Here is a 19602-nt window from a genome sequence, read left to right as displayed (position 1 = left end):
TATGGCATTACCCAGTGCGTATGCACAGTATAATAACAGCAAGGTTCTGACCGCATCTCCGGCAGAACTGACGCTTATGCTTTACGACGGAGCCATTAAGTTCTGTAACATCGCAGAGCTTTCCGTAGAGAAAAATGACATTCCCAGAGCGCATGAGAATATCCGCAAGGTGCAGAATATCATCGGATACCTGCATTCCACACTCGATATGAAATACGAGGTTTCCAAGGATTTCGATAATATTTACAGCTATCTGGAGAGACGGCTGGTGGAAGCCAATGTCAAAAAGGATAAGGAGATTCTCGAAGAGATCAACACACATCTCCACTCGATCCGCGACAACTGGAAAGAAGTCATGAAGGCCGGTGCCAAGAAAGGAAATGACTGATGGAGAATCAGCTGACCATTTTATCTGAAAGTCTGGATAAGAAGCTGGAAGTACTGCAGAAGATCCGGGAATATAATAAGCGTCAGGAAGAGATCTTCTCAGCGGAAAAAGTGGACATGAGCCTGTTCGATGATGCCGTGGAGGAGAAGCAGCGTCTGATCGATGAGGTCGTCCGGCTGGATGAAGGCTTCGAGATCCTGTATGAGAAGCTGGCAAAGGAGTTGGAGGGCAACAGAGAACGCTATGCAGCCCAGATTAAGGAACTGCAGGCAAAGGTAGCCAGGGTGACTGAACTCAGCGTGTCTGTCCAGGCACAGGAAGCACGGAATAAAAAACTCATCGAGAACTACTTTGCGAAGGAACGTGCCAACATCGGACAGCGGCGCAAAAATGCCAAAAGCGCCTTTGACTACTACAAGAGCATGAGCGGCGCCGGATACGTACCGCCCCAGATGTACGATAATAAACAATAAATACAACGGATGAAGGGAAGCAGATCACTGCTTCTCTTTTTTATGACAGAATCAATGTGAAAGAATAAAAATGTGAGCCGGCTAAAATATAATCAAAGCATAGATTAGCCGAAAAGTGCTTGATATTTTAAAAAAATCCGGCTAAAATATAATCATAAAAAAGATTAGCCGAAAGAGGGGCTTTTATGAATTATATCAAAAGAAATCTGGAGAATGTAGTAAGACAGGTAACCAGGGAATATCCGGTACTCCTGGTAACGGGACCGAGACAGGTAGGAAAGACGACAATGCTCCAAAAACTGATGGAGGGAACGGAGCGGGGATATGTAACACTGGATGATTTGAACGAAAGAAATATTGCAAAGACCGATCCGGAACTGTTTCTGCAACTGCATAAACCGCCTGTATTGATTGATGAGGTTCAATATGCACCGGAACTGTTTACTTATATCAAGATATATGTAGATAAAAACCATGAGCCGGGAGCATTTTGGCTTACGGGATCACAGGTGTTCAAATTGATGCAGGGAGTACAGGAGTCACTGGCAGGAAGAGTGGCAGTACTTTCACTTACATCACTGTCACAGGCAGAGATATCCGGCGGGACGATGAAACCGTTTAAGGTAGATCTGGAGGACTTAAGCGAGAGGCAGAAAGAGAGAGAGCAAGCTGATACAAGAGAGATCTTTGAGCGGATTTATCAGGGCTCCATGCCGGCGATCGTAAGCGGTATTAACAGTAACAGTCAGCTTTTTTACAGCAGTTATCTGTCTACTTATATTGAGCGGGATGTAAGAGAATTATCGGATGCCATAGATTCGCTTAAGTTCCTCCGGTTTATTACTGCGGTGGCAGCAAGATGTGGGCAGATGGTTAACGCGGCAGAGATTGCCAGAGATGCAGATATCAATCAGACGCAGGCGAAGGATTGGCTGAGAATTCTGGAAACGCTGGGAATTATTTTTTATCTTCATCCGTATTCTAATAATTTGTTGAAGCGCCTTGTGAAAACACCAAAACTGTATTTCTACGATACGGGTCTGGTGTGTTACCTGACGAAATGGAGCAGTGCGGAAACGTTAGAATGCGGTGCTATGAACGGGGCCATTTTGGAGAATTATGTGGTCGCGGAAATTCAGAAAACCTACCTGAATTGTGGAAAAGAGCCGTATTTGTACTATTATCGTGATAAAGATGCCAGGGAGATTGATATTGTCCTGGAACATGATGGAATATTGAATCCGATTGAGATTAAGAAAACTGCAAATCCCGGAACAGAGCTGGTAAAGGTATTTGAATTACTCGACAAGGCATCAACGCCTCGTGCGAAGGGCGCAGTTATCTGCATGAAACCGGGACTTAGTGCGATTGACAGAGACAATTATATCGTACCGGTCTGGATGATCTAAAATACAGTCCCTGCCTGAATATCAGACAGGGATCTGTAATTTCAAAAATGTTTTTGCGTATACGTCTTTATCCCTAAGTAAGAAAAAAGAAAAAAATAAGATTAGTCAACTTTTTTTTCAAACAGGGGTTAAGTTTCCAAAATCCTCTCCGATATACTTAACAAGTAAAGCAAATAAAACATTTGCTTACCGAACCTCTTCCGAATCGAAGGTTTCGCACGCCGGACAGTAGGAAGACAATGGCGATGAAGGTAACAGGATGTGCGAACTTGAAGCTGACATTGCCAAAGCAAATAACGGAGCGCAGGGAAGCGCTCGTCAATTCAAGGAGGAATATATTATGGTAGTACAACACAATCTTACAGCTATGAACTCTAACAGAATGTTAGGTCTGACCACTGCTTCTCAGGCAAAGTCTACTGAGAAACTCTCTTCCGGATATAAGATCAACAGAGCAGCAGATGATGCAGCTGGCCTTTCCATCAGTGAGAAAATGAGAAAGCAGATCAGAGGACTGACACAGGCATCCAGCAACGCACAGGACGGTATCTCCGCAGTGCAGACCGCTGAAGGTGCTCTGACAGAAGTTCATGATATGCTGCAGAGAATGAATGAACTGGCAGTAAAGGCTGCTAACGGAACCAACAGCACCGATGACAGACAGTACATTCAGGACGAAGTAGACCAGCTGGTAGAAGAAATCGACAGAGTATCTACAACCACAAAATTCAATGAGACTTATCTGCTCAAGGGCGACAGCGCAGCAACTACTAATAAGATTTTAAAAGCAAAGTCTGCTGGCTTTGAAGGAACATGGTCAGGCCAGGGTACCGGTACTGCTAAATTCACCGTAAAAGAGTTAAAAGCAGGCGATGAAGTTACGATTGCCGGAACCAAGTATGGAGTTTCTGACACGGCAGAAAATGTTTTAAAGGCAGCTACTGGAAAAGATACTTTGGCAGCAGGAGATACGGTTACTATTAATGGAACAACATATAGTGTTGTAGATGATGGTGATGTGGATCATGATGCTAAAAAGTATAAAGCCGATGAAGTTAAAGGTTTGCTGACAGCTGATAAGGAGAATACTGTCAATGGCAAAACCTATGGCGTAGGAACAGTAGAAGGATACGATACGGCGACTAATTTATATGGAGCAATTGGTAAAGAGATTGCAAAAGCTAGTTCTATTGGAACTGATACGGCTGCAACGGTTACTAATAATAAAAATGTATTTACCGTTAACGAAGGAAAGGTTGCAGTTAATAAGGCAGTCAGCCTTGACTTGCATGTAGGTGCTGATTCTTACACATCCAACAAGATTTCCATGGACATTGATGCAATGAGCGCAAAGGGACTTGGAATCAATGGTATTCAGGTTGGCGGTGATAATGGTCAGAATGGTACCTATGCAGTTGACTCTATCAAGGAAGCAATTCAGATGGTATCTACTCAGAGATCTGCCCTTGGTGCTATTCAGAACCGTCTGGAGCACACCATCAACAACCTCGACAACGTAGTTGAGAATACCACCAGCGCAGAGAGCCAGATCCGTGATACCGATATGGCTACTGAGATGGTTAAGTACTCCAACAACAACATCCTGGCTCAGGCAGGTCAGGCTATGTTGGCTCAGTCTAACCAGTCCAACCAGGGCGTACTGTCTCTGTTACAGTAATCTCTGTAAAAGGTTCATAACTAACGTAATACAAGAGGAGCCGGTGCATCAGCACCGGCTTTTCTTACTTTTAAATCCTCCAAATGAATTCCATAGGTATCTCCCTAGCATAAACGTTTTTTATTCTGTCAAAAATGGGAAAAAAGAATGCAAAACATAAGAGTTCATGTTAAATTTTATTCAGAAGAATTTTATTAAAATCAGTTTGAATAAATTGTTTTTAATAAATATCGTGCAATGTGAGATTGATTCGTTGGCGATATGGCATATATAACATATACTAAAGGATAAATAATATTTGACATTATAGGAAGGATGGCAGAGAATGAAAACCTTAAATGAAATGCTTTCTGAGGAAATGAAGAATGACGAATTCCGAAAAGAGTATGAGGCAATTCAACCGGAACTTGATGTGATCAGAGCTATGGTGGATGCAAGGAATTCTCAGATATCTCAATTGTAAATAATATTATTGACAGTAGTTCGGCTGACCGATATATTAATAAATAGGAGGGAAGCAGATGATAATTAATGATTTACTTGAAAAAGAAAAAATGTCGAGGTATCGCTTGAGCAAGGAAAGCGGAGTTGCAATGACAACAATTACTGATATCTGTAATGGAAAAGCAGACCTTGATAAATGCACGGCCGGAACTCTGCATAAAATCGCCAGGGTGCTTAATGTAACGGTAGACTTAATATTGGAAAATAATAGTGCAGATAATGAAGATTATAGATGTTCGTTTGAAACTTTTAAGAGTAATACCTGTCATCACGTAAAGGATATGGGTGATATAGATTTTATTATCGAAACACTTGAGACGGATGAAGTAAGAAAGCTTTATGAACGCAGATGGTGCAGAGAAGCTATGTATCTGCTGGCTATGATTGATTACTTGTCCAGGATGAACGATTTACCTCTTTGTACAAATTATAATGATATTCGCTCCCAGAAGCTTGAAAAATTATATTTTTCTGCAGGTGTTGAAGTGGCATATGCAGCGACGGGAGATGAACGTATAAAAGAAAAGGCACTTGCAAATGCGATACCGGAATTTATACAATTTAATATTGTAGAAAATGAGGTGCGAAATATTTGCTGATAAAAGCGAAAAAGAGAAATATTTTTCCCTTGCATCTCCCCCATAAATAGTATAAAAAAGCCCCAGTGTTGCAAACAAAATATTACAATAAAACGCACAACGGGGTGCATGCGCCTTTTTTGAGTCAGCCCTGAATTTTATGCACGGTACCTGAGTCCCTTACGCCGCAGGATTGATATCCGCTGTCGGCATCTTCGTAGGTTAGAGAGCAGCAAGCAATGCTTCCGGTTCTAATAGATATTTTTGAAACGAATACGAGTGTAAAATAATTAACACCGAAGTCTCACACGCAAATGCAAACTCCGACGAAGGTGTTTTTCGTCTTATTGGGAGGGGCAAATTGATTTGTTACGATAAATTATGGTTAATGATGAAACAAATTAAGCCAATAATTGAAAGTAATGATTTTTCAGATTATGAATCCAATGTAACTGACCCGGAAATACTGAAAGTGCTTTCGGATTATCGGATTAAACGAGAGAATGCTGAGAAAGAGATGGGCAGTCCTAAATTATGAAAGTGGTGAAGTAAATGGAATTGGAGCTTAGCATAGAAGATTTATTAAATAAGCGAAGAGTGGAATCTGATAGGATCGAATTTAAAGCATCGTGGAATCCGGATGATATTTATCATAGCATTTGTGCATTTGCCAATGATTTTGACAATGTTGGTGGCGGATATGTTTTGATTGGTGTCGAGGAGAAAAACGGTGTTGCAGTTCGCCCGGTAAAGGGTTTGGAAGAATATGAGTTGGATACCATACAAAAGGAACTTTTGGGTTATAATAATACAATGATTCCGGCATATTTTCCACGTGTGATCATTGAACAAGTTGATGGGAAAAATGTTGTTGTATTGTGGGTGACACCTGGAGTGCAAAGACCGTATAAGGCACCAGAGCATGTTACTGCTAAGAAGGATAAAAAGTATTATTACTATATACGGTATGCGACAAGTTCGGTTCGTGCAAATGCGGAGCAGGAACGAGAATTAATTAATATGACAAACTACGCACCGTTTGACACGAGGCCTAATTTTGAGGCTACAGAGTCAGACATATCGGTTGCGTTGTTAACGGACCATCTCAATACAACCAAAAGCAAGCTGGCAAAGCAGATTGGAAAACGTGGTGTTATGGAAGTGCTTGGAGACATGCAGCTTCTTGTAGGACCACCGGAGCAGCTATGTATATCTAATGCGGCACTGATGATGTTTTGTGAGCATTTGGACAAATTCTTTCCATATACGCAGGTTGAAATTACAAAATTTCCGGAAGGTAGCATTAAAAATCCAAATAATTTTATTGAAGTGCCGATTATCAAAGGCTCTGTGCCGACAATGATTAAAAGAACTATGGAAAAGCTACAGGACATGGTGATTGAGGAAAAGGTCACGAAAGTAGATTATCAGATGGAAGCCATTCGCCGGTACAGCTATCCGTATCAGGCGTTAGAGGAAGCTGTGGTCAATGCTTTTTATCATCGTGATTATCAATCCTATCAGGCAATAATCATAGAGATTGAACCAGATTGTGTTCGAATTATTAGTTATCCAGGTATTGACCGTTCAATCTCGCAAAAGACAATTGCTGAGGGAGAACGATTCAAATCTCGATATTATAGAAACAAACGATTGGGGGAATTTTTGAAGGAGTTAGATTTGACAGAAGGAAAATCTACAGGAATTCCTACTATACAAGAGGAACTTAGAGATAATGGTTCTCCTAAAGCGACATTTGAAACGGATGATGAAAGAAGAGCAGTTACTGTTGAGATACCTATTCATCCGGATTTCTTAATGGAACAAGGTGAACCCCAAAATGAACCCCAAAATGAACCCCAAAATGCGAAATCAGTGGAGGATGCTATTTTGCAGTTGATACGAATGAATAAGTATGTAACACGAGAGGAAATGGCGAGTCAGATAGAGGTTTCACTCAGTACGGTTAAACGTTCAATAAATAAATTGAAGACTAGTGGAATAATCGAATATGAAGGCCCGAGTAAAGGCGGATATTGGAGTATAAAGTGAGCAGGAAAATAAAGATACTTTAGTGGGATTTCAGGAAAATTATCCGGGAGTGCTTAATGGCGATAATCTTGCTGATGTTTTGAAAGCAGCAAGAGCAAAGAAGCAAGAGAAAAAAGAGAAAAAAGAGAAGTAATTTTCCCTTGCATCTCCACCGCAAATAGTATAAAATAAACCCAGTGTTGCAAACAAAATATTACAATAAAACGCACAATGGGGTGCATGCCGGGAGGCATGCGCCCTTTTTTGTGTATACGATGAGCCAGGTACAGATTTGTGCCTGCGCAATAGCTGCGATTGTTACGCTATCTTGTAAACCGTGCACCCGAGTCCTTACGCTGCCGGATTGATATCCGCTGTCGGCATCTTCGTAGGTTCCGCGGTTTTCCCATCCGTTTCCGACGAAGTGGCCGTTGCATTCTCGGGGGAAGCCACCGGCGCATTCGTTGCATCCGGCGCGCCCGTCGCTTCCGGTGTAGCCTTAGGCTTTGCCTTTTCCAGGGATGCCTTCACGGCTTCCAATAGCACCAGCGAAGTATACCTGGTCTCGGCAGAATAGGTCACCTGGCTTGGATCCTGCATCTCACAGAGTTGGTCGTTTAGGGATTCCATGGTGGGCTCTAACAGTGGGTACATGGTAGTAAGTGTTTCGCTCGGATCGGCGAGGCTTACGGATGTAATGGCGTGGTCATTTACGATGACTTCCACGTTTGCAGTCTCACTGCCGAGGATCAGTTCGGTCGTGTAGATCCCGGGGATATATGTATTGTCAGTACCGACAGACCCGGAGACGTTATCCAGAACAGCACCGGCATTGTCAACAGCACCGGTGTATGCACTAGCTCCCGTGGAGGCATCCTCCGCATCAGAGAACTGTGATGAACGTCCGAGATCCGCCACATTGTCTGGCATAGCGGTCTCGGCAGTACTGTCAGGGGAATCCGGTGCCCCGGAGGAGGTATCCGCATCTTTTCCCGGTAACAATAACATCAACAGTAATATGACGAACAACACCCCCAACGCAGCGAAGATTCCGGTATAGAGCAGTTCTTTTCTGCGAAGGACAACGATCTTTGTATTTGCACTCATTCTTGGGTCTCCTTGGAATGATGGGATGATCTTTATAAATAGTATGCGCAGGAACTCCCACATAGTACCGCAAATGAGGAGAACTTCGCATTGACAAGACAAAACAGGCATTGCTATATTTAGTGTAAGTATTTTTCACGGATGCGTCCGCCCCGTGGAAAAGGAGCAGACAGGCGGCGCAGAAACGAGGGTAATGATGAACAATTATACCAAGGAAGATATCATCCGTCTTGTGGAAGAAGAGGATGTGGAATTCATCCGTCTGCAGTTCACGGATCTGTTTGGCAATCTGAAAAATATTGCGGTGACAGCCAGCCAGTTAGACCGGGTGTTGAGCAATAAATGTATGTTTGACGGTTCGGCGATCGATGGATTCGCCAGGATCGAGGAATCCGATATGTATCTGTACCCGGATCTGTCCACGTTAGAGATCTTCCCCTGGAGACCCCAGCAGGGCAAGGTGGCACGTATGATCTGTGATGTCTATCGCCCCAATGGTCAGCCTTTTGAAGGTGATCCCCGTTATGTGCTGAAGCGTGCGGTACAGCAGGCAGAGGATATGGGATATACTTTTGAGGTAGGGCCCGAATGTGAATTTTTCTTATTCAATACGGATGAAAATACCATGCCGACTACGAACACCCATGAGCAGGCAGGTTATTTCGATATCGGACCGTTGGATTTCGGTGAGAATGCCCGTCGTGACATTGTCATGAACCTGGAGGATATGGGATTTGTCATCGAGGCATCCCATCATGAGATGGCTCCGGCGCAGCATGAGATCGATTTCAGATACGATGAGGCATTACATACCGCAGATAATATCATGACCTTCAAGATGGCAGTGCGCACCATCGCAAGACGCCACGGTCTGCACGCTACGTTTATGCCGAAGCCCAAGTTCGGCGTCAACGGTTCCGGCATGCATATCAATATGTCTCTGCAAAAGGACGGGAAAAATATATTCCAGGATGCTTCCGACCCTAACGGTCTGAGTAAGGAAGCTTATTATTTCATTGGCGGTATTATGAAGCATATCAAAGGAATGGCAGCCATCACGAATCCGTTGGTAAATTCCTATAAGCGTCTGGTGCCCGGCTTCGAGGCGCCGGTCTATATCGCATGGAGCACGACGAACCGCAGCCCCCTGATCCGTATTCCGGCTACCGCAGACGGAGAGGGTACCCGTATCGAGCTGCGCAGTCCCGATTCCGCAGCGAACCCTTATCTGACGCTGGCAGTCTGCTTAAGCGCCGGCTTACAGGGCATCCGGGAGAAGATCGATCCCCCTGCAAGTATCAATGCGAATATTTTCGCACTGACCGCCAAAGAGCGGAAGGAGCTTCACATCGACCAGCTGCCGGGCACTTTGTTAGAGGCAGTGGAAGAACTGGAGAAGGATACCTTTATCCAGGATGTTTTAGGCGAGCATATTGCCGGAAAATATATCGATGCCAAGCGCAAGGAATGGCATGAGTACCGCTCCCAGGTATCTGAATGGGAGATTCAGGAGTATCTGTATAAGTATTGATAAAATCCTTTCTTTTGTAATGATAGAGTAATAAACACAGAAGAAAGGAGGTGGGCGAATGACGAACATTATTGTCGTGCTGCCGAAGCTGGAGGAAGCCAAAGGCGTCAAGAATATCCTGGTACGCAGTGGCTTTCAGGTCACGGGTATCTGTACTACGGGCACCCAGGCGATCAGCCAGGTGGACGGACTGAATGACGGAATCGTGATCTGCAGTTATAAGCTGGCGGATATGATATATACAGAACTTCATGATGATCTGCCGGAGGGCTTCGAGATGCTTCTGATGGCATCCCAGAATCTGATCAGCGAATGCTACGGCAACGGCATCGTATGCCTCTCCATGCCGTTAAAGGTTCAGGACCTGATCAATACTGTGAACCTGATGGTGGAAGGCGTGGAGCGCCGCAGAAGAAAACGGCGCATGCAGCCGAAGACCCGAAATGCGGCGGATGAAAAAGCGATCAAAGATGCCAAAGAGCTTTTGATGGCAAGAAATCATATGACGGAAGAAGAAGCCCACCGGTATCTTCAGAAGACCAGTATGGACAGTGGGACGAATCTGGTGGAGACGGCACAGATGGTGCTGTCCATGATGACGGAGTAATAGAGCGGCACGGAAAAGATGATAGTATTCCGGACGACGCAGGCAATGAATGTGAAAGAGAACAACAGGAGGAACAGCAATACATGAAATTTACAAAAATGCAGGGCTGTGGCAATGATTATGTATATGTTAATGGCTTTACGGAGAAGCTTTCCAAGGAGGAAAAGCCCGAGATTGTAAGAAAGTTAAGCGACAGGCATTTCGGCATCGGCGGTGATGGCGTGATCTTCATCAATCCGGCCAAGGAAGCGGATTTCGAGATGGAGATGTACAATGCGGACGGCAGCCGCTCGGAGATGTGCGGCAACGGTATCCGCTGCGTGGCAAAATACGTCCACGATAAGGGACTGACGGACCAGGAAGACATTACCATCGTCAGTGCCGGTAAAATAAAATATTTAAAGCTCACGGTGGAGGGCAGGACCGCCACGGACAGAGGGCAGGTAACTATGGTACAGGTGAACATGGGACAGCCGGTCCTGGCACCTGTGGAGGTGCCGGTGATAGCGGAAGCAACACAGCAGACCCCGGTGGGACCTGCCGTAGTGGATGCACCGATCGCGGTGGATGGTGAGGAATACCGTATGACCTGTGTCTCCATGGGCAATCCCCATGCCATTGTATTTATGAAGGGGGTAAAGGATCTCAATATTGAGAAGATCGGTCCGAAGTTCGAGCACCATTCCTGTTTCCCCAACCGGACGAATACCGAATTCGTAGAGATCCTGGATCGGAAGAATGTATTCATGCGCGTCTGGGAGAGAGGCACCGGGGAGACCCTTGCCTGTGGTACCGGATGCTGCGCTACGGCGGTGGCGTGCGTGCTAAATGGTTTGACGGACGAGGAAATAACTGTTAAACTATTAGGCGGTGAACTGCACATCAAATGGGACCGTGTGGCGGATCTGGTCTACATGACCGGACCTGCGAAGATCGTATTTGAGGGTGAAGTTGACCCGTACTCCATCTGATAGAATAAACTCCTCCATAGAAACACGGCGTGGCTGCTTGCAGACAAAGACATGTTTCTATGAGAGGAGTAAACGAACATAATTAAGTAGGGTGATCAGCCCGGATTACGAATGTTCGTTGCAATTTTGAGAGCACGTAGTGCGGAAAAATTGCTTATTTACGACAGCAAGGTGACAGCAATATTGCACCAAGGATCATAGAGAGGAGAACGTATTATGTTTAAAGTAAACGACAACTATTTAAAACTTCCCGGAAGCTATTTATTTTCCACCATCGGTAAAAAGGTAAACGCGTATTCCGCAGCACACCCGGACAAAAAGATCATCCGTCTGGGAATCGGAGATGTGACACAGCCTTTGGCACCTGCCATCATTGATGCGCTGCACGGTGCGGTGGACGAGATGGGAAAAGCGGAGACTTTTCATGGTTACGCTCCTGACCTTGGCTATGAGTTCCTGCGCAATGCCATTGCAGAGAATGATTATAAGGCAAGAGGCTGCGATATTGCGCCGGACGAGATCTTTGTATCCGACGGAGCAAAATGCGACTGCGGCAATATTCAGGAGATCTTCAGTCTGGACAATAAGATCGCGGTATGTGATCCCGTTTACCCTGTATACGTGGATTCTAATGTTATGGCAGGCAGAACCGGCACTTACGATCCGAAGTCCGAGACCTGGAGTGATGTGATCTATATGCCCTGTCTGGCAGAGAACGGTTTCGCACCCGAGCTGCCGAAGGAGACCCCGGATCTGATCTATTTATGCTTCCCCAACAACCCTACCGGTGCCACGATCACCAAGGCACAGCTGCAGGAATGGGTGGACTATGCGAATAAGGTAGGCGCTGTCATCCTTTACGATGCAGCCTACGAAGCATATATTTCCGAGCCGGATGTGCCTCACAGTATCTATGAATGTGAAGGAGCCAGAACCTGTGCCATCGAGTTCCGTTCCTTCTCCAAAAATGCCGGCTTTACCGGAGTGCGTCTGGGCTTTACCGTGATCCCCAAGGATTTAAAGAGCGGGGATGTCAGCCTTCATGCACTGTGGGCGAGAAGACACGGCACCAAATACAACGGAGCACCCTATATCGTACAGCGTGCCGGTGAGGCAGTATACTCTGCAGCAGGTAAGGCACAGCTGAAGGAACAGGTCGCTTATTACATGAACAACGCACACTATATCCTTGCGGGGTTAAAAGAAGCAGGATTTACCGTATCCGGCGGTGTGAACGCTCCCTATATCTGGCTGAAAGCGCCGAACGGCATGACCAGCTGGGAGTTCTTCGACTATCTGTTAGAGAATGTCAACGTGGTAGGTACCCCCGGATCCGGATTCGGACCAAGCGGTGAGCATTACTTCCGCCTGACGGCGTTCGGAAGCTACGAGAACACTGTCGAGGCAGTGGACCGTCTGAAGAGGATCCGGCTGTAGGAGAAAAATATGCAGGAAAAGCAGAAAAAAATAATTCGCCGGAGCAGTCTGGTACTGATCCTGTTTACGACAGTTATGATCTGGTATGTCAATTATCTGACGGATTTTATGATGGATGATGAATGGTATTCCACATTATTGTACGCGGATACTCCGATACAGAACATCCGTGACATTATCCATGCACAGATCTGGCACTATTTTAACTGGGGCGGAAGAAGCATGGCACATGGGCTGCTGCAGCTCATACTGTTGTGCGGGGAGCACTGGGCGGATATTTTTAATACCGGTATGACGCTGCTTCTTTCATGGCTGATCTGTGAGGTGTCCGGAAGACGCGGATTCCCGTACTTTTTTGCGGCAATGAGTATGTTACTGGGACTCAATGCCAACTGGAGAATGAGTATGGTCTGGGAGTCCGGGGCGGCGAATTATCTGTATATGGCAGGATTTTTGCTGGCATTTTTATATTGTTATCTGCGCTACGAAGACCGCTGGGAGAGGAATCTTGCGGGAATCACTCTGTGGATCCTGCCGTTAGGACTGATCGCCGGATGGAGCAATGAAAATATGGGACCGGCGGTATGGATCCTGAGTCTCCTGGTGATGATCTTAAGACGTAAGGATCATAAAAAGATACCGTTATGGATGTATCTTGGAAATATCAGCTGTCTGGCGGGAAGTGTTCTGATGATCGTTGCACCGGGCAATTTTGTCCGCAGTGAGGAGACGTCTGAGGATACGCGAGGACTGTTATGGAATTTATTTCTGCGCTTCTACAGCGAGGCGAAGGGAGCCTTTGAGTATCTGTTCCCGGCACTCCTGTTTACAGTGGTACTGCTTGTGATCTGCGTGGGAATTTTAAGAGAAAAAATCGGAAAAGAGAACCTGCTGTTGTTGGCAGGGGCATTGTTATCCTGGGGAGCTATGGTGCTGTCACCGCATTACCCTGACCGTGCAGCCTTCGGAACCATGGTATTACTCATCTGTGTGATCCTGTCCCTGACGGGCAAGGCGGTGGACAGACAGAAGGAAAATGCATGGATGTATTATGGCTGCGGAGTGTTCATATGGCTTCGGGGAATGTATTTTTTCATGGAATTTATAGGACTTATGAAGGGTTGGATCACGTAGAGAGGATCCGGGGGACCTCACGGGCGGCAGAAGCCGTCTGTGGGGTCCTTTTTATCTCCGGGCATACCGGCTCCGGTACTGGCGCGGTGTCATGCCGGTCTTTTTACGGAAGATCTGCGAGAAATAAGACTGCGAAGAAAATCCGACACTGGTGGCTACCTGCGCTACCGACAGATTGGAGGATACCAGGAGCTCCTTGCAGGCTTCCAGTCTCCGGTCGGTCAGGTAATTGATCGGAGACTGCCCGACACATTCGGTAAAGGAGTGTGCCAGATAGAATTTGTTGATATGCGTGATCTCCGCCAGGGAATCCAATGTAATGTTCTGCGAATAATTGGAGTCGATATAGCGCTTCGCCAGAGCACATTCCTTGGATAATTGGAAGGAGGAATCGGAGATGACGGACAGGTTCTGCTTCCGGGAAATATATACCAGGAGCACCTGGAGCAGTCCGTGGCATACCTGTTCAAAGCCGGGGAGTTTGTCACGGAATTCCTGCATCATCAGCTGGGCAAAGTTGATGAACTGCTTTTTGTCGGCGCCGTAGCTGTAGAAGCTGTAACCCTTCGGGTTGTCCTGGCCTGCACCGGAAAAAGAAAATGCGAGCCCTTCCACACCGAATACGATATATTCCATGGGATCGTTGGGAAGTGTTTTTTCTGTGTGTTCTACATAAGGGTTGATGATGACCAGATCGTCCGTCTTCACAGGCACCTTTTCATTCTCTATATAGAAGGCTCCCTCACCATGCAGGACATAGAACAACTCTGAAAAGTGATGGGTATGCGGAAGGGATTGCCAGTCTCCTTCGTATTTGGAGATGGAGATGTAACGCAGTTGGAAATGTTCCGGAGAACTGTTTGCGTTTGCAGAATCAATATTGATAAATTCATTACTCATAACCAGACACCTTCTTTATCTTGTTTTATTGTGCACTTTTTCGAATTTGCAATGTTTTTTATAATGAATATATAAAAAGAACAATATTTTACAAAAACGTTCGTAAAAAAGACGAAAAAATAAAAATGCATACGATCGTGATAAGCATATTATACATAATCATTTAAAAAAATCCACTATTTTAGTAACAAAATAGCAATAAACATAACAAAACAAGCAACAAAGAAATTGATATCAGGTCAGGAAGCCGATATACTTTAGTCATCAGCTGCAAGATAGTACAAAAGCGATGGGGAGGAAATCATGCGATGACAGGAAGACTGACACTGCCAACAGATGCAGACATCATTGACGAAACAATACGGTTAAAAAATCTTCTGGGCGCAGATGCTTTGAGAGACTGTGACGGAACCGAGATGCCACAAGCGCTTTTGTCAGAGCCGGTGAAGAAATATGCGACTTATTATACCACGAGAAAGGATAATGCGTGGGCGATGAAGCATCCGGAGGAGATCCAGCAGGAATACCTGATCAGCAACCGCATCACCGCCAGAGGGGAAACACTCCGCATCCGTCTGATGGAAGGCTTCCATACGGAGCAGCTTAAGGTCAACACGCTGGATGATCCGAAGCGCTGGTGGGAAGTGATCGACAGAACGACCGGTGAAGTGGTGCCGACGGATGCATGGGAATTTGATGAGGCGTCCGGCGAAGTGGAGATCCATACGATTCCCTATCATGAGTATACGGTAAGCTTCCTGGCATTTTTGATCTGGGATCCGGTGCACATGTACAATTTCATCACGAATGACTGGAAGGATACACCGCATCAGCTGACTTACGATGTGAGACAGCCCAAGACCAAGCAGTACGTCAAAGAGAAGCTGAGAAAATGGTGCGAGGACAATCCTCATATCGACGTTGTCCGCTTCACTACCTTTTTCCATCAGTTCACACTGACCTTCGATGACAAGAAGCGGGAAAAATTTGTAGAGTGGTTCGGATACAGCGCAAGTGTGAGCCCCTATATCCTGGAACAGTTTGAAAAATGGGCAGGCTACAAATTCCGCCCGGAGTACATTGTGGATCAGGGATATCACAACAGCATGTTCCGCGTTCCCAGCAGACAGTTCCTGGATTTCATAGAGTTCCAGCAGATCGAGGTATGTGCGCTGGCGAAGGAGCTGGTAGACATTGTACATTCTTATGGCAAGGAAGCTATGATGTTCCTCGGAGATCATTGGATCGGAACAGAGCCCTACGGTAAATATTTCGCAGGCATCGGACTGGATGCAGTGGTAGGTTCTGTCGGAAGCGGTGTGACGCTTCGAATGATCTCTGATATCAAGGGAGTGGATTATACCGAAGGACGGCTGTTACCTTACTTTTTCCCGGATGTGTTCTGCGAAGGCGGTGACCCGATCGGAGAGGCAAGGGATAACTGGAGAAAAGCAAGGCGTGCATTACTCAGGTCTCCCCTGGACAGAATCGGATACGGCGGTTATCTGAAGCTGGCAAGTAATTGGCCCGGTTTCATTGATGAGATCCAAAACGTGGTAACACAGTTTAGAGAGATCCATGAAAATATGCAGGGGACAGCTTCCTATGTGGCACCTTTCAAGGTGGCGATCCTGAACTGCTGGGGCAGTCAGAGAAGGTGGATGTCCAATCAGGTACATCATGCGATCTGGCACAGGGAGACCTATTCCGCAGAGGGAGTACTGGAATGCTTAAGCGGAATGCCTTTTGAGGTCGAGTTCATTTCCTTTGATGATGTCAGAAACGGTATCCCTGAGGAGATCAAGGTCATCATTAATGTCGGGGATGCGTACACCGCATTCAGCGGCGCGGAGAACTGGATCGACGAAAAGGTCCTGACCAATATCAGACGCTTTGTGGATCAGGGAGGCGGATTCATCGGTGTGGGTGAGCCTACCGCATATCAGCATCAGGGAAGATATTTCCAATTGTCCGATGTGCTCGGCGTAGACCGCGAGATGTGTTTCTCTCTCAGCACGGACAAGTACAATGAGAAAAATGCAGATCACTTTATCTTAGAGGATATTGACGGAGCCCTGGATTTCGGCGAGGGAACCAGCCGCGTCTATGCACAGGGCGGACATTATCAGATCCTTGCGATGGATGGGGAATACAGCCAGCTGGTGGTCAATGAATATGGCAGAGGACACAGTGTGTATTTTGCAGGCCTTCCGTATTCTCCCCAGAACTGCAGACTTCTGCTTCGGGCAATCTATTATGCAGCCGGCATGGAGCAGGAGATGAAGCGTTACTATGTAACGAATGTGGATACCGAAGTAACGGTATTCCAGAAGACCGGCAAGATCGCAGTGATCAACAACTCAGCACAGGCACAGCACACAGAGCTGTATATCAAAGGAAAATGTGCATATGTGCTGGATCTGAAACCCGGGGAAATGCGTTGGGTGGACGATATCGAAGACAGGTAACTTATGGAAGGCAAAAAGCGTTTCATATTTTATAAGGTAGTACTTTACAAGTATAAGGAGGTTATTTAAGATGAAAAAGAAAGTATTAAGCGTGCTCTTAGTAGCGGCAATGACCGTTTCCATGCTTACCGGATGTGGCAATAAGCCTGCCGGCAATGATGCGCAGAGCGCAGCGCCCAGCGAGGCATCCAAGGAAACAGAGGCAGCAGCAGAGACAACTGCTTCCGCAGAAGACGAGACACTGACCGTATGGTGTTGGGATCCTAACTTCAATGTCTATGCAATGAAGCAGGCAGAGAAGGCATACCAGGTGGATCATCCTAACTTCAAGTTAGACATCCAGGAGAAGGTATATAGCGATATCGAGACAGCTCTGATCACAGCGGCTGAAGCCGGTGATTACAGCACTTTACCTGATATCTTCCTGATGCAGGATTATTCCTTCCACAAAAATGCAACCAATTATCCCGGAATCTTCACAGCACTGGATGACTGCGGAATTGATTTCTCCCAGTTCTCTATGGGTAAGCTGGCTGACTCCACAGTAGATGGCACACATTATGGTATTCCTTTTGATAATGGTGCTACCATCATGGCGATCCGTTCCGATATGGTAGAAGCAGCAGGCCTTAAGGTAGAAGATTTCAAGGATACCACATGGTCTGAGTTCATGGAGCTGTCTAAGAAGGTAATGGCTGCGAATGATGTTCCCATGCTGACCTGCTCCGGCGGTTCTGAGATCGTGATCGAGATGTTACAGTCTGCAGGTGCTTCCCCTATGGTAGATGGCAAAGTATCTCTGGTAGACAACAAAGCGCTGAAGAAAGCGATCGAGACCTACAAGCAGCTGATCGATGAAGGAATCATGGCTGATTATACCGACTGGGATCAGTATATCGCTTCCATGAACAAGGGTACCGCTGCAGGCGTTATCCAGGGCTGCTGGATCATGTCCTCCATTCAGGCAGCAGAAGACCAGGCAGGCAAATGGGCAATCGTAAACATGCCTAAGTTAGATGATGTAGAAGGCGCAACCAACTACGCTAACTGCGGTGGTGCAAGCTGGGCAGTATCTTCTAACTGCAAAAATACCGATCTGGCATTTGATTTCCTGAACGCTACCTTTGGTGCGGATGTAGATTTATACGATGATCTGCTGGTAAATGCAGGAGCAATCGCAAGTTACCTGCCCGCAGCACAGTCTGAGACCTATAATGAGGGCAATGAGTTCTACGGCGGTCAGGCAGTGTACAAGGATATCGTAGAGTTCGCCGGACATGTTCCCGGAATTGACTACGGTGCATACTACTCTGACATCAGAAGCGCACTGACAGATGCAATCACCAACGTTGTACAGAAGAATGCTGATATCGATACAGAGATCAAAAACGCTCAGGATACCGTAGAGTTTAATATCGCCGAATAATCACCAGAGTATGGAAACTGGATAGTACCGGGGGTGCAGCAGTGCGTTCCCGGTACTGTTGTAGGAGAGAAACATGGAAAAGAAGAAAACAAAATTAAGTTTGGAAAAAAAGCATAATCTGACCGGATGGGCATTCCTGCTCCCGGCATCGATTTTAATATTTGTATTTTGTTTCTATCCGATGTCACAGGCCATCCTTCTTTCCTTCCGGAAGACAGGAGGAGCCTTTAATGGTGTAGCGAATTATGCCAGGATCTTCAAGGATAAAACATTCCAGCAATGCTTGTTCAATACCTTCTTTTATTTTGTGATTCAGGTACCGATCATGCTTGTGCTCGCACTGATGCTGGCGCAGCTGTTGAATAATCCTAAGATAAAAGGAAAAGGTATTTTCCGTACTTTGATCTTCCTTCCGTGTGCAACGTCACTGGTATCTTATTCCATGATATTTAAGTCATTGTTTGCTCCGGATGGAGTTGTCAACAGAGTGCTTATGGCCATCGGACTGTCTTCTGTGGACTGGTTCCAGAGCACATGGGCGGCGCGATGGGTCATCGTGATCGCACTGATCTGGAGATGGACCGGATATAATATGGTATTCTATCTGGCAGGGTTACAGAATATCGATTATTCTGTATATGAGGCAAGCTACATCGACGGAGCGACACCGTTCCAGCAGTTTATGAAGATCACGATACCGTTGTTAAAGCCGACCATTCTGATGACGGCGATCATGTCTACTTCGGGAACACTGCAGCTGTTCGATGAGTCGATGAACCTGACAGCAGGCGGTCCCGGTAAATCTACAATGACATTAGCGCATTACATTTACAATATCTCCTTTGTGGAGACACCGAAATTTAATTATGCGGCAGCGTTGTCTGTATGCATACTTGTGATGGTAGCGGTTCTGTCTGCAATTCAGATGAAGGTGGGTGACAAACGTGACTAAATTCAAGC

18 protein-coding genes are annotated in these 19602 nt (G+C 46.0%); 16 read left to right on the top strand and 2 right to left on the bottom strand.

Annotated features, from left to right (window positions below):
• Window position 1 precedes the first annotated feature (1 nt).
• From fliS to ACTRDR_RS00155, 8 genes are all read left to right on the top strand, one after another.
• Window positions 2-388 carry a flagellar export chaperone FliS gene (fliS, locus tag ACTRDR_RS00190; RefSeq protein ID WP_022155007.1) on the top strand — a complete coding sequence of 129 codons (387 nt, stop codon included), beginning with the start codon at window positions 2-4 and terminating at the stop codon, window positions 386-388.
• The gene (locus ACTRDR_RS00185; RefSeq protein ID WP_440525701.1) at window positions 388-861 is read left to right on the top strand and encodes a flagellar protein FliT; all 474 of its coding nucleotides are present in this window, start codon (window positions 388-390) and stop codon (window positions 859-861) included. Before fliS ends, ACTRDR_RS00185 begins: the two co-directional genes overlap by 1 nt.
• Window positions 862-1046: 185 nt before the next feature.
• Window positions 1047-2270: an ATP-binding protein gene (locus tag ACTRDR_RS00180; protein WP_440525700.1), complete on the top strand. Its 1224-nt coding sequence runs from the start codon at window positions 1047-1049 to the stop codon at window positions 2268-2270.
• A gap of 340 nt (window positions 2271-2610) precedes the next feature.
• The gene (locus ACTRDR_RS00175) at window positions 2611-3948 is read left to right on the top strand and encodes a flagellin N-terminal helical domain-containing protein (RefSeq protein ID WP_440525792.1); all 1338 of its coding nucleotides are present in this window, start codon (window positions 2611-2613) and stop codon (window positions 3946-3948) included.
• 325 nt (window positions 3949-4273) lie between these two features.
• Entirely contained in the window at window positions 4274-4411 is a 138-nt protein-coding gene (locus tag ACTRDR_RS00170) for a hypothetical protein (RefSeq protein WP_440525699.1), read from the top strand.
• A 58-nt stretch (window positions 4412-4469) separates the two neighbouring features.
• Window positions 4470-5051, top strand: coding sequence for a helix-turn-helix domain-containing protein (locus ACTRDR_RS00165; protein WP_176861991.1), 582 nt, complete (start codon window positions 4470-4472; stop codon window positions 5049-5051).
• 340 nt (window positions 5052-5391) lie between these two features.
• Window positions 5392-5568 (top strand): hypothetical protein, encoded by a 177-nt coding sequence (locus tag ACTRDR_RS00160; protein ID WP_176861993.1) that lies wholly within the window; start codon window positions 5392-5394, stop codon window positions 5566-5568.
• 14 nt (window positions 5569-5582) lie between these two features.
• On the top strand, window positions 5583-7082 hold the full coding sequence (locus tag ACTRDR_RS00155) for an RNA-binding domain-containing protein (protein WP_440525698.1): 1500 nt from the start codon (window positions 5583-5585) through the stop codon (window positions 7080-7082).
• A gap of 330 nt (window positions 7083-7412) precedes the next feature.
• Here ACTRDR_RS00155 and ACTRDR_RS00150 read toward each other — a convergent pair whose 3' ends face one another.
• Window positions 7413-8168, bottom strand: coding sequence for a hypothetical protein (locus ACTRDR_RS00150; RefSeq protein ID WP_440525697.1), 756 nt, complete (start codon window positions 8166-8168; stop codon window positions 7413-7415).
• 196 nt (window positions 8169-8364) lie between these two features.
• On the opposite strand from ACTRDR_RS00150, the gene glnA reads away from it, so the two are divergent.
• The 5 genes from glnA (at window position 8365) to ACTRDR_RS00125 (ending at window position 13848) form a co-directional block, all read left to right on the top strand.
• On the top strand, window positions 8365-9699 hold the full coding sequence (glnA, locus tag ACTRDR_RS00145) for a type I glutamate--ammonia ligase (RefSeq protein ID WP_440525791.1): 1335 nt from the start codon (window positions 8365-8367) through the stop codon (window positions 9697-9699).
• Between the two features lie 58 nt (window positions 9700-9757).
• Window positions 9758-10306, top strand: coding sequence for an ANTAR domain-containing response regulator (locus tag ACTRDR_RS00140; protein WP_440525696.1), 549 nt, complete (start codon window positions 9758-9760; stop codon window positions 10304-10306).
• A gap of 83 nt (window positions 10307-10389) precedes the next feature.
• Window positions 10390-11277: a diaminopimelate epimerase gene (dapF, locus tag ACTRDR_RS00135; RefSeq protein ID WP_440525695.1), complete on the top strand. Its 888-nt coding sequence runs from the start codon at window positions 10390-10392 to the stop codon at window positions 11275-11277.
• Window positions 11278-11493: 216 nt separating this feature from the next.
• Window positions 11494-12714 (top strand): LL-diaminopimelate aminotransferase, encoded by a 1221-nt coding sequence (locus tag ACTRDR_RS00130; RefSeq protein WP_176862006.1) that lies wholly within the window; start codon window positions 11494-11496, stop codon window positions 12712-12714.
• A gap of 9 nt (window positions 12715-12723) precedes the next feature.
• Window positions 12724-13848, top strand: a complete 1125-nt coding sequence (locus tag ACTRDR_RS00125; protein WP_440525694.1) for a DUF6056 family protein — start codon at window positions 12724-12726, stop codon at window positions 13846-13848.
• Between the two features lie 51 nt (window positions 13849-13899).
• Here the strand turns inward: ACTRDR_RS00125 and ACTRDR_RS00120 are convergent, their stop codons facing one another.
• Window positions 13900-14748, bottom strand: coding sequence for an AraC family transcriptional regulator (locus tag ACTRDR_RS00120; protein WP_440525693.1), 849 nt, complete (start codon window positions 14746-14748; stop codon window positions 13900-13902).
• Between the two features lie 308 nt (window positions 14749-15056).
• Here ACTRDR_RS00120 and gnpA point away from each other — a divergent pair, with 308 nt between their 5' ends.
• From gnpA to ACTRDR_RS00105, 3 genes are all read left to right on the top strand, one after another.
• On the top strand, window positions 15057-17216 hold the full coding sequence (gene gnpA / locus ACTRDR_RS00115; protein ID WP_440525692.1) for a 1,3-beta-galactosyl-N-acetylhexosamine phosphorylase: 2160 nt from the start codon (window positions 15057-15059) through the stop codon (window positions 17214-17216).
• A gap of 70 nt (window positions 17217-17286) precedes the next feature.
• Complete coding sequence (locus ACTRDR_RS00110) at window positions 17287-18642, top strand: ABC transporter substrate-binding protein (protein ID WP_440525691.1); 1356 nt, start codon at window positions 17287-17289, stop codon at window positions 18640-18642.
• 73 nt (window positions 18643-18715) lie between these two features.
• Entirely contained in the window at window positions 18716-19594 is an 879-nt protein-coding gene (locus tag ACTRDR_RS00105) for an ABC transporter permease subunit (RefSeq protein ID WP_176862016.1), read from the top strand.
• The last annotated feature ends 8 nt before the right edge of the window (window positions 19595-19602 follow it).

The organism is Simiaoa sp., from assembly GCF_051972595.1.
Taxonomy (GTDB): Bacteria; Bacillota; Clostridia; order Lachnospirales; family Lachnospiraceae; genus Acetatifactor; species Acetatifactor hominis.
The sequence above is the reverse complement of the archived record's forward strand: the minus strand, read 5'-3'. Positions and strand labels throughout refer to the sequence as shown.

Excerpts from the sequence above, each read along its gene's own strand:
- dapF (WP_440525695.1), top strand. The coding sequence starts at position 10,390 with ATGAAATTTACAAAAATGCAGGGCTGTGGCAATGATTATGTATATGTT.
- ACTRDR_RS00150 (WP_440525697.1), bottom strand. The coding sequence starts at position 8,168 with ATGAGTGCAAATACAAAGATCGTTGTCCTTCGCAGAAAAGAACTGCTC.
- ACTRDR_RS00140 (WP_440525696.1), top strand. The coding sequence starts at position 9,758 with ATGACGAACATTATTGTCGTGCTGCCGAAGCTGGAGGAAGCCAAAGGC.
- ACTRDR_RS00110 (WP_440525691.1), top strand. The coding sequence starts at position 17,287 with ATGAAAAAGAAAGTATTAAGCGTGCTCTTAGTAGCGGCAATGACCGTT.
- ACTRDR_RS00130 (WP_176862006.1), top strand. The coding sequence starts at position 11,494 with ATGTTTAAAGTAAACGACAACTATTTAAAACTTCCCGGAAGCTATTTA.
- ACTRDR_RS00180 (WP_440525700.1), top strand. The coding sequence starts at position 1,047 with ATGAATTATATCAAAAGAAATCTGGAGAATGTAGTAAGACAGGTAACC.
- ACTRDR_RS00185 (WP_440525701.1), top strand. The coding sequence starts at position 388 with ATGGAGAATCAGCTGACCATTTTATCTGAAAGTCTGGATAAGAAGCTG.
- ACTRDR_RS00155 (WP_440525698.1), top strand. The coding sequence starts at position 5,583 with ATGGAATTGGAGCTTAGCATAGAAGATTTATTAAATAAGCGAAGAGTG.
- ACTRDR_RS00105 (WP_176862016.1), top strand. The coding sequence starts at position 18,716 with ATGGAAAAGAAGAAAACAAAATTAAGTTTGGAAAAAAAGCATAATCTG.
- glnA (WP_440525791.1), top strand. The coding sequence starts at position 8,365 with ATGAACAATTATACCAAGGAAGATATCATCCGTCTTGTGGAAGAAGAG.
- ACTRDR_RS00165 (WP_176861991.1), top strand. The coding sequence starts at position 4,470 with ATGATAATTAATGATTTACTTGAAAAAGAAAAAATGTCGAGGTATCGC.
- ACTRDR_RS00170 (WP_440525699.1), top strand. The coding sequence starts at position 4,274 with ATGAAAACCTTAAATGAAATGCTTTCTGAGGAAATGAAGAATGACGAA.
- ACTRDR_RS00175 (WP_440525792.1), top strand. The coding sequence starts at position 2,611 with ATGGTAGTACAACACAATCTTACAGCTATGAACTCTAACAGAATGTTA.
- fliS (WP_022155007.1), top strand. The coding sequence starts at position 2 with ATGGCATTACCCAGTGCGTATGCACAGTATAATAACAGCAAGGTTCTG.
- ACTRDR_RS00120 (WP_440525693.1), bottom strand. The coding sequence starts at position 14,748 with ATGAGTAATGAATTTATCAATATTGATTCTGCAAACGCAAACAGTTCT.
- gnpA (WP_440525692.1), top strand. The coding sequence starts at position 15,057 with ATGACAGGAAGACTGACACTGCCAACAGATGCAGACATCATTGACGAA.
- ACTRDR_RS00125 (WP_440525694.1), top strand. The coding sequence starts at position 12,724 with ATGCAGGAAAAGCAGAAAAAAATAATTCGCCGGAGCAGTCTGGTACTG.